This is a genomic window from Pseudomonas sp. NPDC096950, from assembly GCF_044762525.1.
Taxonomy (GTDB): Bacteria; Pseudomonadota; Gammaproteobacteria; order Pseudomonadales; family Pseudomonadaceae; genus Aquipseudomonas.
In genome coordinates, this window is sequence record NZ_JBIWEL010000011.1 from 183,088 (window position 1) to 195,602 (window position 12,515).

Below are 12,515 nucleotides of genomic sequence, written 5' to 3' on the forward strand. Positions count from 1 at the left end.
ACAGATCAATCACTGCGCGATGGTTTTCACCGACACGCCGCGTTCGATCGGGGTGGAGCGACCGTAGATATCTTCGAACCGCTCGATATCGTCTTCACCCAGATAGCTGCCCGATTGCACTTCGATGATCTCGAGTGGAATCTTGCCCGGGTTGCGCAGACGGTGCACCGAGGCGATCGGGATGTAGGTCGACTGGTTCTCGCAAAGCAGGAACACGTTCTCGTCGCAGGTCACTTCAGCGGTGCCGCTGACCACGATCCAGTGTTCGGCGCGGTGGTGGTGCATTTGCAACGACAGGCACGCGCCCGGCTTGACCGAGATGTGCTTGACCTGGAAGCGGCCGCCCATGTCCACCGAGTCGTAGGAGCCCCACGGACGATAGACTTCGCAGTGGTTCTGGGTTTCGCTGCGGCCCTGCTCGTTGAGGGTGTTCACCATTTGTTTCACGCCTTGGACCGAGTCCTTGTGGGCGATCATCATGGCGTCCTTGGTTTCGACGACCACGATGTTTTCCAGGCCGATCACCGACACCAGTTTGCCGTTGCCGTGGATCATGCAGTTCTTGCTGTCCTGGATGACCACGTCGCCTTTGGATACGTTGCCATTGGCGTCTTTTTCATTCACTTCCCACAACGACGCCCAGCAACCGACATCGCTCCAGCCAGCGGTCAACGGCACGACGCAGGCGCGCTGGGTTTTTTCCATCACGGCGTAGTCGATGGAGTTGTCCGGGCAGCAGGCGAAAGTAGCTTCGTCGAAAGTGATGGTGTCGGCATCTTGCTCGCTGCGCTCAAGGGTCAGCAGGCAAGTGTCGTAGATGTCCGGATCGTGCTTTTTCAGTTCTTCGAGGAAACGGCTGGCGCGGAACAGGAACATGCCGCTGTTCCAGAAATAACCGCCGGATTCGACGTATTCGGTGGCGCGCTTGACGTCAGGTTTTTCGACGAAGTGCGAGACACGGCTGACGCCTTCAGGCAGCAGCGAATCATTGGTCGACTTGATGTAGCCGTAGCCGGTTTCCGGTTTGGTGGCCGGTACGCCGAACAGCACCATTTCGCCGTTTTCCGCCGCGACGGTGGCCAGGGCCAGCGCGCGTTGCAGGGCTTTCTGATCTTCCAGTACGTGGTCGGCTGGCAGCACCAGCATCAACTCGTCGCGACCTTCATTGACCAGCATCATCGCGGTCAAGGCCACGGCCGGTGCGGTGTTGCGGCCGAAGGGTTCCATCAGGATGCGCTGCACTTCGAGTTTGCGAGTGCTCAACTGCTCGTTGACGATGAAGCGGTGGTCCTTGTTGCAGACCACGATCGGGGTGTCCATGCCTTCGAACACCAGGCGTTCCAGGGTTTGCTGGAACAGGGTGTGTTCGCCGGTCAAGGCCAGGAACTGTTTAGGAAACTGTTTGCGCGAAAGCGGCCAAAGACGTGAGCCGCTACCACCTGACAAGATTACCGGAATCATGTTGTTACTCCTTAAAATCGATTGGTTAGAGCTACTGCGTTCTGTCGTTTCACTCTTGTTCTTATTCCGTATCCCGACTGGCGCTGTGGTTCAGTGTGGGAGCGAGCCTGCTCGCGAAGGCGGCGTATCAGTCGACATCGATGTTGAATGTCAGACCGCTTTCGCGAGCAGGCTCGCTCCCACAGGGGAACCTAGTCAGTCAGGCAAAATGATTAGCGCGTCGAAACCGGACGTTTCACCCACACTGGCGACAGGCTGCTGCCTTTGCCGGTGACGTACAGCACGGCGGCTTCACCGCGTTCCAGGGCAACCGGTTTTACGTCGCCGACTTTGGTGGCGCCGTCATACAGGGCCAGGCTGACTTTGACCGGGTTGATTTCGCGCTCGCCACGACCCTTGGCCGCCACGGACGGAACCACTTCGGTCTTGCCATCGGCGGTTTTCAGGGTCAGGGCCTTGTCGCTCAGGTTCTGCACGCGAACCAGGGACTTCTGCTTGTTCTTGAACGGCGGCTCTTCGATCAGTTGTGGCGCGCCGCTGGCGTTGTTGACCAGGGTGTAATAGTGGTCGCCGGCGAGTTTGACCGGCAGGGTCTGGCTGCCGACCTTGGCGCTGTAGTCGCCGCCCGGCATGAAGCTGAAGTCGCTGCTGGCCAGTGGCGCAACATCGCTCAGGTTGGTGGTGCCGACGGTGGCGCTGACTTCAGCGTTACCGGCGTTGTAGATCCGTACGAAGGACGAGCCTTTCGGTGCGGTCGGGCCGTAGAGTGCAGCGTCGCCAGCGAAGGCGGACATCGACAGAACGCTCATGCCTGCAACGAGTGCGAAGGTCTTGGCGAGACGGCGAGGAGTAGTAGTGAAAGTCATGGTAGTACCTCTCTCTTTCAGTTTTGCGCCCGGTCGGGCGTCTCGGATTTAGTGTTTGCGGCTACGTTTTGTTGGCGCACGCCAGCTTCTTTGAGCTCTGCGACCCACTGCGGGTCGGCGTCACCGATTTCGTTGTTCACAGGCAGATAACGTTCAGGAAATTCCCAGATCAGCACCTGTGGCGGGCTGTTCTTGAAGGCATCGCTTTTCAGGTAGCTGAGCATCGGCAGGATCGGGCCGTGGCCGTCTTCGGCGTAATTGACCACGTCGCTTTTCAGCGCTTGCTTCAGCGCACCGACGAAGTTCCAGTTCGGGTTGGCGCTGTAGCTGGTGCCGATCAAGGCCACCGGCACTTCGTTGTTGGCGAACAGGGCGTCATCAGCGGCAGGCTGGTCGTCAGCCGCCACGGTGTTGCGCTTCTGCAGCGGCTCGGTGGCCGGCATCAGGTTTTCGAACAGCGGGTCCAGCGGCAGGAACAGTCGCAGGTCGCCTTTATGAGTGACTTTTTCCGCCGGCGTCGTGACGAACTTTTGTGGTTCGCCGCTCAGCGGGGTTTTCTCGGCAATGGTCTTGGCCAGGGTTTCGGCGGCGATTTGCGCGCCTTCCGGGGTCCAGTGAGTGTCGGTGCGCAGGAACACTTGCTCACCGTTCAGCTTGGCCTGATTGAACGGGCCGAGCAGGTCGGGGGCGAGGATCTTGTCGGCCGCCACACGAGCGTGGAAGTCTTCATAGAGATTGGCGTGAATGCTCGAAGGCTTCACTTCTCCCAGGTGTTCCGGGTAGAGGCGAACCTTGGCCGGGACAATCGCCATCACCAGTTTCACGCCCTTGGCTTTCAACTGTTGGCGTACGCCTTCTACGAGCGCGTAGTTGCCTTGAAGGTTCAGTTCTTCGTTGACGATCGGGTTGAATTCTTCATCGCTGTACAACCATTGATCGCGACCGAGCACGACGCCCGGACGACCTTCGTTGAACAGTTTGAAATCCAGCGCGGCCCAGAGGTTGGTGCCCAGGCGCTTGATCGGGAACTCGGCGTCGTAGTGCGTCTCCACGGCTTTGGTCCAACGGCCATTGAGCACGGTGGTTTCGGCACTGGTGCTGAACCCGAAGAAGCTGCGCGTGGACCACAGGCCCAGGACTAACAGCGTCACCAGGAACAGGGCGATGTAGAGAATGCGTAATGAGCGGGTCATGGTCAGATCCCTCAGAACTGGAAGTAAAGGAACGGCGAGAAGCTTTGCGCCGAGAGTTTGAAAATCGAGGCGATGAACAACACCAGCACCAGCGTGCGCATCAGGTAGCGCGGCCAGTCAGCGGACCAGTAGGCCGGTTGCACGGTGGCTTCAACGCCCACGGTGTAGCCCGGCTGATGGATGCTGCCCGGGTTGTCGCCCGGTACGGCTTTGATCATTCCTGGGGTTGCGGTGGCCGGGCCATCGGCCTCGACGTTGACCACAGGCTTGGTTTTTTCCGGCGGACGATTGGTGTAGAAGTCGCGGATGCCGAAGAACGCCAGGGTCATGTAAGCCACCACCAGGGTCGCCACTTGCAGGCCGGTGAGGCTGGCCTGGTTGAGTTCCGACAGCGACCATTCGCCGAAGCTGAACATCGCGCCGTACATGCGACCGGCAACGTGCAGGTTTTCCGAGCGGAAGATCACCCAGCCCATCACCACCAGCAGGAACGTCAGTGCCCAGCGGATCGGATTGATGCTGCGTGGCGAAGTGTTCAGGCCCAGGGCCTTCTCGATTGCCAGCCACATGCCGTGCCATGCACCCCAGACGATGTAGGTGATGTTCGCGCCGTGCCACAGACCACCGAGCAGCATGGTCAGGAACAGGTTGCGATAGGTCATCAGCGTGCCTTTGCGGTTACCGCCGAGCGTGATGTACAGGTAGTCACGCAACCAGGTGGACAGGCTGATGTGCCAGCGACGCCAGAACTCGGTGATCGACTGGCTGATGTACGGCTGCTTGAAGTTTTCCATGAAGCGGAAACCCATCATCAAGCCCAGGCCGATGGCCATGTCGCTGTAGCCGGAGAAGTCGAAATACAGTTGCGCGGTGTAGGCCAGGGCGCCGAGCCAGGCGTCACCGGTGGTCGGGGCTTGCAGGGCGAAGCAATGATCCGCCACCACCGCGAGGGTGTCGGCGATGAACACTTTCTTGATGAAACCCTGCATGAACCGCGTGGCACCTTCGGAGAACTTGTCGAGGGTGTGGGTGCGGTTGTTGAACTGGTCGGCGAGGTCGCGAAAGCGCAAGACCGGACCGGCAATCAGGTGCGGGAAGATCGCCACGAATGCGGCAAAGTCGATCAGGTTGCGGGTGGCCGGGGTATCACCGCGGTAGACGTCGATGATGTAGCTGATGGACTCGAAGATGTAGAACGAGATCCCGATCGGCAACAGCACGTGGGTCAGGATGAACGGCGACAGACCGACCGAAGTCATCATCGCGTTGATGCTGTCGACGCCGAAGTTGGCGTACTTGAAGTAGCCGAGAATGCACAGGTCGACGGCCACGCCCAGGAGCAACCAGCGCTGGGCCGGTTTGGTCCGAACGCCTGCTGCACCGACTTTGAGGCCGATCCAGTAGTTCCACAGCGTGACGGCGGCGAACAGCGCAAGAAAGTCCACGCGCCACCAGGCATAGAACACATAGCTGGCGATCAGCAGCAGCAGGTTGCGATAGCGTATTCCGCTCAAGTAGTACATGCCGAGAAAGATCGGCAGGAACAAAAACAGGAATACGTTGGATGAAAATACCATCCCGGTCTCTCCATGTTTAACCAACAGTCAAGGGCCAACGGCCCCCCCAAACCCCCCACGAAAAAACGGGGGCATACAACTCAACTCACGTCTTGCACTAAACCTGTGGGAGCGGGCTTGCTCGCGAAAGCGGTGTGTCAGTCGACATCATTGGTGAATGTCAGACCGCATTCGCGAGCAAGCCCGCTCCCACAAGGGGGAGAGTGCTAGCTCCCCTTGTTGCCTTTTTCATTGGCCGGGTCGTAGACCTTGGTCAAATCCCCGCCGAGGCGGAAGGTTTTGAACGGCTGCATCTTGTGCTTCTGCGCCAGCACATCCGGCGAGCAGGTGTAGAGCGTGCAGAACGGTTCAAGCCAGGCGAATTTCGAATCGACCTTGAGGTCTTTCATGTCCTGTTCCTTGCCGTTCTTTTTCTCGAATTCTTCCGGATCTTTCACACCGGACAGCACTCGATCACCCAGGCGTTTCAGCGCGCCGTTGTTTTCCTGACGCAAATCCACACCGTTGACCAACGCAAAACTGGCGATCATCGACAGCGGCGGCAGGGCGTAGTTGTGATAGGAGAGGGCACGTTGCTGGCGCTTGAGTTCGTTCGGCAGGAAGCCATCGGCGTCAATCTGATTGGCGCCGACTTTGTATTCCTTCACCGACCAGTCGAACAAATCGCGACGGTTGGTGGCGATGGACGTTGCCATCACCGACCAGGCGGACCAGTACGAGTGGTTGTTGGTTTTGTCGAGCGGCAGGTTGTCCCAATCGCTGACTACCTGGTCTGCCATTTTGCTGAACCAGGCTTCGATCAACTGCGACTCTTGCTGGTGATTGGCCAACGGATGCGAGTCGGAGAATTTCAGGCGAATGTACGCCGAGGCCATGCTGCCCAAGGCCCATTTGCGCATCGATTTGCCGGTGTGGTTGAAGTCCTTGGACATCAAGGCATCGGCCTTGGCCCAGGCCGTCAGCCAGTTGAGCGTGCATTCGAGTTGTTCCGGGCGACCGTCACGCATGTACTGCATCACGCGCTTGCTGGTGCCGCGTTCCAGTTTGGTGATGTCGGCGGTGGTGTCGCGGAAGGCTTTTTCCGACTGCACGTTCAGGGTCGAACGGGCCTTGTCGGAACCTTCGTATTTACTGCGAAACTGCAGGGCGCCGGTGTAAGGCGTCGGCATCGCGTCACAGCCTTCGCTGTTGTCGCCGGTTTTGACTTTCTCGATCGGCGCGAAGTAGCCCTGGGGCGGACGCAGTGGCGCCGCGGCCTGGGTGGCGCCGGCAAACATCGCCAGGGTCAGCAGGGAAGGAGCGAGTAAATTCTTCAAAGTTCGGGTTTGCATAGGAGCCTCATTGTCCGGCCTGAGCGGTGCGCTGCTCATTGCCAGGGAACACGTTGCGTTTGCAGATTTTCGCGTCGACTTTTTGTGGCGCGGCACCCGCTTCAGGGCCCTGGACTTCAACGGCCAGCAGATTCTGCGTGGCCCAGTCTTCGTCCGTACGCAACTCAAAGGCGAAACGCCCGTCGGTGTCGGAGGTTTCCGGTTTTTCGATTTTGATGTCCTCGTGGCGACCGTTCATGTACCAGAGGGTGGCTTGCAGGACTTTCACCGACGCATCGGCGAACTGGATGTCGACCTGGTGACTGCCGTTTTGCAGGTTCAGGTTCTTGCTGTTGACCATTAATTCGTTTTTGCCCGGCTTCAATGTGGTGCTACCGGTCATTTGGGTTTCCTTGCCTTCGCAACCGTTGTCCAGCAGCGCCATCATCTGGCGGTAGATGGTTTCCTGGTCGAGGCGATAGAGCGGCGAGAATTCCCAGATGAGGATTTTCGGCGGCTTCTTCTGGAACTCGTCGCTGCCCAGGTACTGCAGCATCGAACCTTCCAGGCCACCGCCAGGGAATGCCACGTTGAGGATGTCGGCACCGATTGCCTCTTCGAGGAAACCGGCGAAGTTGTAGTTCTTGCCACTGTGGCTGGTGCCGACCAGGGTGATCTCCGGATTGCCGGAGTCACTGAACAGATCGCCATCGTCCGCTTCGCCTTTTGGCTCCGTGGTGAACTGATCCATGTACTGGATCGCGTAGCTCGTGCCACAGAGTTGACCGGCCATGTTGTGTAATGTTCCGGTCTTGCCCATGCGACCCGACTTATGGCTCTCGAATTCACGCTTCGGCACGTCGGCGAAGGCCGGCATTTTCTTGATTTGCTCACCGACGATTTTCGCCGTGCGCTGGGCGCCGTATGGCGTCCAGTGTTGGTCACCTCGGAAGTAAAAGTCGTGGGCCGGCAGAGTGTCGGGCAGCGTCTCGTTGGTCAGCGGCGACAGGTCCGGCACGGTGTAGCCCATGGCGGCGAAGCGGCCGAGCATGGTCTTGTAGTTCTTCAGGGCCTTGTCGAAATCGTACTTGGCCTTGTCTTCCGGGTTGAGCTTGTTGCGGTTCACCAGGCCACGGGTTGGTTGGTAGACGACCACCAGTTCCACGCCTTTGCTCTTGAACGCATCGTGCAGCTCTTTCATGCGTTTGTAGCCGGCAGGGGAGGTATCGAACTCGGTGCGCAAGTCTTCTTGCGTACGGAACAACCAGTCGCCCTGGGCCTGTACCAACGTGGTGAAGTTCTGCTGGTAACGGGTGGTGTAGTTCTTCGCGTCGTGGGCTTCCGGGCACAGGTTGCAGCACGGGTCGGCGGTGAACTTCGGCGCGGTTGCGCTGGCGGCGTCGTCGGCACGGGCGCCAGCGCTGGCCGCGAGCATCCCGGCGGTCAGGGCCGACAGGCTGAGTAATTTGATCAAGTGTGGGTGCATAAAATTATCCTCAGTCCCGCATTTCGGTCTGGCGTTCGACGGGGTCGATCAGCACGGCTTTCTGCTGGCGTACCAGCAGGTCGAGAATTTCATCCTGGCGCTCGCCAAGAATCCCGTTGAAGCTGATGCCACTGGATTTGGTCGGCGCGAGCATGGACACGCGGTACAACTCGACGCTCAGCGGCGAGTCGATGGACAGCGGTCCGCTGCCATTGCCGGCCAGTTCGCCGCCGACCACGATCAGCGACACCTGGGCGTCGAACGGGTCGAGCTTGATGTCCCGATCGGTGTCGCTCAGGTCCTTGATGTGCCCGTAGACACCGGTCAGACCGTTGGCCATGGCGAGGTTTTCGTAGAGGCGAATGTTCACGCTGTTACGAATCCGGATGCCGTGGCGCTTGTTGCTGATCACTTTGTTGCCCCACAACAGGTTGTCGCCACTCTCGTAGAGGGTGATGCCGTCGGTGTGGTTCTTGTAGATCTCGTTGTAGGCGATCAGGTTGTTCACGCTGTTACGGTCGATCACCAGCCCCGAGAGGTGGTTGTCGTAGCTGCGGTTGTTGAAGATGAAGCTGTCGTTGACCTCACGGGAAATGATGATCCCGTGCTTCTTCTTGGTCCCGTGTACGGTGTTGTCCGCGATGATCAGACCGTGGGAACGGTCATGCGGGTCAATGCCGTAGACGATGTTGTCTTTGTAGGTGTTGCCCTTGACCACGAAGTCGCGGGTTTCGTAGCAGTAGAAGCCGTACCACATGTCCGAGAACTCGGAGCCGACAATCCAGCCAGTCGGTTCAGCGCGCTTGAGCACCTTGGCCATGTTCGGCGTGTATTGGGAAATACTCACGCCGTAGGACTTACTGTTGGCGTAGCCGAAACTGGCGATCTTGCTGTTCGCGATGTAGGTCTCGGTGCCGCCCCAGGACAGCAGGAACGGACGGAATTCCTTCGGCGTCTTGAACAGCGCCGGGCCATTGGCCTTCTCGCTCCACCCAGTGATTTTGGTGTCACGCACAAACAACTGGCCGTCGTTGACCAGGAACGAACCAGCTTCCTGGGACAGGCGCAATTCCTGGGTCTGCTTGTCGATTTCGAGGATGCCCTTGCGGCCAACCACGATCGGCAATTTGGCCAGGTACACACCCGGCGAGGTTTCGCTGAGGTACTTCGGTTCTTTCTTGGCCAGGTCTTTCAGGTTCATGTAGCCGTCGTCGACGAAGATCGCCTGCGGGATGCCGTGCTGACGCACCACCCACTCGGCCATCTTGTTGTCGCCGCCGATGAAGTCCTTCAAGGCGTCTTCCTGCATCATCCGGCGCACGCTGACCTTGCCCGGTTTGGTCCGCACCACTTTCGCGGCGATGGCTTCGGCGGTGTAGCCGGAGGTGTCCGGCAGTTTCGGCTTGGCCAGGTTCAGCGGCGCAGTCGGTGCGCTGCTGACGGTGTAGGTCTTGGCTTGTTGCAGTCCTTTGGCCAGGGTGGCCGGCTGGCCTTTTTGTGCAGGCGCAACCGGCTCCGCATTGGCGAAGGCGACCGAGCTGGCCAGCAGCATTGCGCCGGCCAGCAACGTGATCGAACCTCTCTTCGGATAGGTCATGTCGGGCACTCCTTTCGCGGCTCGCATCAGAAGCGCCAGATCACGTCGATGAACGCGCGGTGCATGTACGAATCGACTTCTTTGCCGTAGGCATCGCCGGGCTTGAACACACCGCCACGGAAACGCACCAGGGCCGAAGGCTCATCGATCGACTGGCTCAAAGCGGCAGGCAACAGCCCTTGCTTGAAGTACTTGGTGACCACCAGGTCCATTTCCTGACCCAGGTCCTTGTTGCCATCTTGCAGCGGCAGCGAGGTGCTGGAGAGGATCGCGCCGGTGGCGTCGTCGGTGTTGTTTTCGACGGCATTGATGCCGTTGCTGCCCACTGGTTTGCTGCCGTCCACGCGCCAGAACTTGTGGTACACGAGGCTGGCGTCGTATTCGTCGTTGAGCATCCACGAACCGAACAGGGTCGCGGTTTGCATGTTGTTCATTTCGCCACGGAAGGCTTCGCCGAAACGGTGAACCCGCGAGCGAGTACCGGTGTAGTTCGAGCGGTTGCTTTCCAGGCCGTTCTGTTCGTAATCGGCGCTGGCGCGGGCATAGGCTGCACCGACTTGCCATTGCGGATCGAGGCGCAGACGCACGCCAACATCGGTAGCCCAGCCGTTGAGGTCTTCACCGGTCTTGGCTTCGGTCGGGCGGGTGCCGTCGGCATTCAGCGCGTTGACCGTGTCGGTGTCGCCACTCATGCCGGTGATGCTGCCCCAGTAGTTGACGGTGTTGGTGTTGCGCCAGTTGTAGGCGTCGCTGTCAGCGGTAAGGCCGAGCCAGCTGATGTCGCCATTCTGTTTTTTGTCCAGCGAGTCGCCGGCCACACCCGGTTCCGGGTAGTCGAGCTTGCCGTCATCGTGGGTGTGATGACCGCGAATGCCGACCCAGTTGCCCGGGGTCCACTGATACGCCGCATCGGCGTAAGCGTGCAGGCGATCCTTGTCCTTTGGCGCCAGCTCTTTCAAGTCGGTGCGGTATTCGCTGAAGCGTTCGGCCACACCGGCGTTGGCACGCAACAGGGTGGTGTCGAAGGTCCAGTTCAGGGCTTCGATGTTGGTGTCGCGGAACTGGCCGTCGTCATTGCGCAGGCGCTGGCGACCGAGCTTGAGCATCTCGCCCGGATAAGGCGTGAGGCCGCTGTAGCCGACCCAGAACTCGCGCATAGCCAAATAGTTTTTCTTGGATTTGCGATCACCGCTGTCGGTGGCCTGGTTGGTGTCGTCAGCCTGTTGCAAGGTGTCGGTTTCGATGATGTCGGTGGACGTCACTGCCTGACCCATCGCATAGGCGCTCCACGCGCCGCGTTCGCCGTAGACCCATGGACGCAGGTCGAGGCCCAGGCCATTGACGTCGCCGCCCTTGGCGGTGCCGAGGTCGGCGTCGTCTTCGGACTGGCCGGTGACTTTCACTTCAAGACCGTAGTTCTTGGCCTCGGTCATCGCCGCCAGGGTCGGACACGACCACATCAGCGCGAATGTCAGGCCAATACCGGCCTTGACGAATGGATTCAGCTTCATAGGGTTTCCTCGCCGTCTTCTTCTTGCAGGGCATGCAAATCCAGCTTGTTCTGGCTCGAGGAACCACGAACGGCCTGTTCTTGTTTCAACAGGCGTTGGGCCTCGGCGAGCTGGGCAGGCGGCAGTTGGGCTTCTAACGTTGTCGCAAGCTCATTGGCTTGCGGGGTGTCCTGAGCCTTGGCCAACTGGCTGAAGACGTAAGCGTTGACCGGGTTGGGCTTGGTGCCCTTGCCTTGGGAAAACAGTTGGGCGATGGCGAAGTCGGCGCTGTTCTGGCCGTTGCGCGCAGCGGTCAGCAGGTGATCCAGGGCTTTTTGCGAATAGACCTTGCCCAGGTAACCACGACGGTAAATCTGGCCGAGGTAGTAATCGGCGGCCACTTCACGGCCAACGGCTTTCTGGAAGTGTTCTTCGGCGACCTTGGCATCGGCCGGCACCCATTTGCCTTCGTAGTAGAGCTTGCCCAGCAACAGTTCGGCACGGGGTTGATCCGCGGCGCGACCGTTGTCCAGGTACTTCATCATCGTGTCGACATCGCCGAGTTCCGGGAAGTCGTAGAGCAATTGCGCCAGGCTGACCCAGGAAGCGGGGTAGCCAGGGGCGATGTCTTCGAGCAGCGACTGCGCGGTTTTCTCGTCAGTCTTGCCCAGGGTCGCATCACCGAGGACGCGAGCGACGCTGTCCACGCGTTGAGCGGAAACGGTGCCGCGGGTATGAGCGGCTTGCATCTGTTTGATCAGCTCGGCGGTTTGCTCTGGCTTGGCTTGTTTCTGGTAAACCGTGGCCAGTTCGACGTAGCAGATGTCGGTGGTGTTCAGCGCGGCTTTGCAGATGGATTCGACTTCATCCAGGTGCTGGTCATACGTGCCTTGGGTGCGATACAGCAGCACTTGGGCCAGGCCCGCTTCCGGTTTGCCTTCGGCGCGCCATTGGCTGATCTGTTGCTGGGCGTTGATGTTCGGGAAACTGTGCGGGTATTGCAGGTACAGCATCGCCAGCGGAATCAGCGTGTTGCCTTCGCCATTGGACGCGGCTTTTTTCAACAGGCCTTCGGCTTCGTGCTGTTCGGCTTCAGTGGAACCGGGCTTGGCCACCAGCAGGCGACCGAGGCGAGCCTGGGCCCGCGGCGAAACGCCGACCGCGGCGCGGTAAGTCGCCTCGGCCTGTTTCATCTGCGCCGGGTCACGGCTGTCGACCTGGATATCGGCCAGGCCCACTTGGGCCTCGCTGTAACCCAGGTCTGCCAGTTGCTGGTAGTTCTGCTGCGCCAGCGCGGTGTCGCCGCGTTTCAGGGCTTCGTTCGCCAGGCGTTGGTCGGGCAGGCCGGCGCAACCGGCCAGGCTCACGGCCAATGCAACGGCGCACAGAGATCCCATGTGGGAGCGGGCTTGCTCGCGAAGCAGGCGCTGGGGTGCATCAGACAAACCGAGTTGACCCTTTCGCGAGCAAGCCCGCTCCCACAGGGACTGCGGTGTGTTCAGGATTTTTTTAATGGTCACAGGCATGTCCTCGAC

General features: G+C 59.7%; 9 protein-coding genes. All 9 read right to left on the bottom strand.

The window, feature by feature from the left end:
• Positions 1-9 precede the first annotated feature (9 nt).
• Positions 10-1,461 carry a mannose-1-phosphate guanylyltransferase/mannose-6-phosphate isomerase gene (locus ACIQY3_RS18560; protein WP_403021974.1) on the bottom strand — a complete coding sequence of 484 codons (1,452 nt, stop codon included), beginning with the start codon at positions 1,459-1,461 and terminating at the stop codon, positions 10-12.
• Positions 1,462-1,673: 212 nt separating this feature from the next.
• Complete coding sequence (locus ACIQY3_RS18565) at positions 1,674-2,327, bottom strand: alginate O-acetyltransferase AlgF (RefSeq protein ID WP_054049737.1); 654 nt, start codon at positions 2,325-2,327, stop codon at positions 1,674-1,676.
• A gap of 17 nt (positions 2,328-2,344) precedes the next feature.
• Positions 2,345-3,520 carry an alginate O-acetyltransferase gene (locus ACIQY3_RS18570; protein WP_403021976.1) on the bottom strand — a complete coding sequence of 392 codons (1,176 nt, stop codon included), beginning with the start codon at positions 3,518-3,520 and terminating at the stop codon, positions 2,345-2,347.
• Between the two features lie 11 nt (positions 3,521-3,531).
• Positions 3,532-5,097, bottom strand: coding sequence for an MBOAT family protein (locus ACIQY3_RS18575; protein ID WP_054049733.1), 1,566 nt, complete (start codon positions 5,095-5,097; stop codon positions 3,532-3,534).
• A gap of 206 nt (positions 5,098-5,303) precedes the next feature.
• Positions 5,304-6,428, bottom strand: a complete 1,125-nt coding sequence (locus tag ACIQY3_RS18580) for a mannuronate-specific alginate lyase (RefSeq protein WP_403021979.1) — start codon at positions 6,426-6,428, stop codon at positions 5,304-5,306.
• 7 nt (positions 6,429-6,435) lie between these two features.
• Entirely contained in the window at positions 6,436-7,893 is a 1,458-nt protein-coding gene (locus ACIQY3_RS18585) for an alginate O-acetyltransferase (protein ID WP_403021981.1), read from the bottom strand.
• 10 nt (positions 7,894-7,903) lie between these two features.
• Complete coding sequence (gene algG / locus ACIQY3_RS18590; RefSeq protein WP_403021983.1) at positions 7,904-9,490, bottom strand: mannuronan 5-epimerase AlgG; 1,587 nt, start codon at positions 9,488-9,490, stop codon at positions 7,904-7,906.
• Between the two features lie 26 nt (positions 9,491-9,516).
• Positions 9,517-11,001, bottom strand: a complete 1,485-nt coding sequence (locus tag ACIQY3_RS18595; RefSeq protein ID WP_403021985.1) for an alginate export family protein — start codon at positions 10,999-11,001, stop codon at positions 9,517-9,519.
• Complete coding sequence (gene algK / locus ACIQY3_RS18600) at positions 10,998-12,500, bottom strand: alginate biosynthesis TPR repeat lipoprotein AlgK (protein WP_403021987.1); 1,503 nt, start codon at positions 12,498-12,500, stop codon at positions 10,998-11,000. Before algK ends, ACIQY3_RS18595 begins: the two co-directional genes overlap by 4 nt.
• Positions 12,501-12,515: the final 15 nt, after the last annotated feature.

Coding starts and splice junctions, on each gene's coding strand:
- ACIQY3_RS18560 (WP_403021974.1), bottom strand. CDS start 1,461: ATGATTCCGGTAATCTTGTCAGGTGGTAGCGGCTCACGTCTTTGGCCG.
- ACIQY3_RS18570 (WP_403021976.1), bottom strand. CDS start 3,520: ATGACCCGCTCATTACGCATTCTCTACATCGCCCTGTTCCTGGTGACG.
- ACIQY3_RS18585 (WP_403021981.1), bottom strand. CDS start 7,893: ATGCACCCACACTTGATCAAATTACTCAGCCTGTCGGCCCTGACCGCC.
- ACIQY3_RS18580 (WP_403021979.1), bottom strand. CDS start 6,428: ATGCAAACCCGAACTTTGAAGAATTTACTCGCTCCTTCCCTGCTGACC.
- ACIQY3_RS18565 (WP_054049737.1), bottom strand. CDS start 2,327: ATGACTTTCACTACTACTCCTCGCCGTCTCGCCAAGACCTTCGCACTC.
- algG (WP_403021983.1), bottom strand. CDS start 9,490: ATGACCTATCCGAAGAGAGGTTCGATCACGTTGCTGGCCGGCGCAATG.
- ACIQY3_RS18595 (WP_403021985.1), bottom strand. CDS start 11,001: ATGAAGCTGAATCCATTCGTCAAGGCCGGTATTGGCCTGACATTCGCG.
- ACIQY3_RS18575 (WP_054049733.1), bottom strand. CDS start 5,097: ATGGTATTTTCATCCAACGTATTCCTGTTTTTGTTCCTGCCGATCTTT.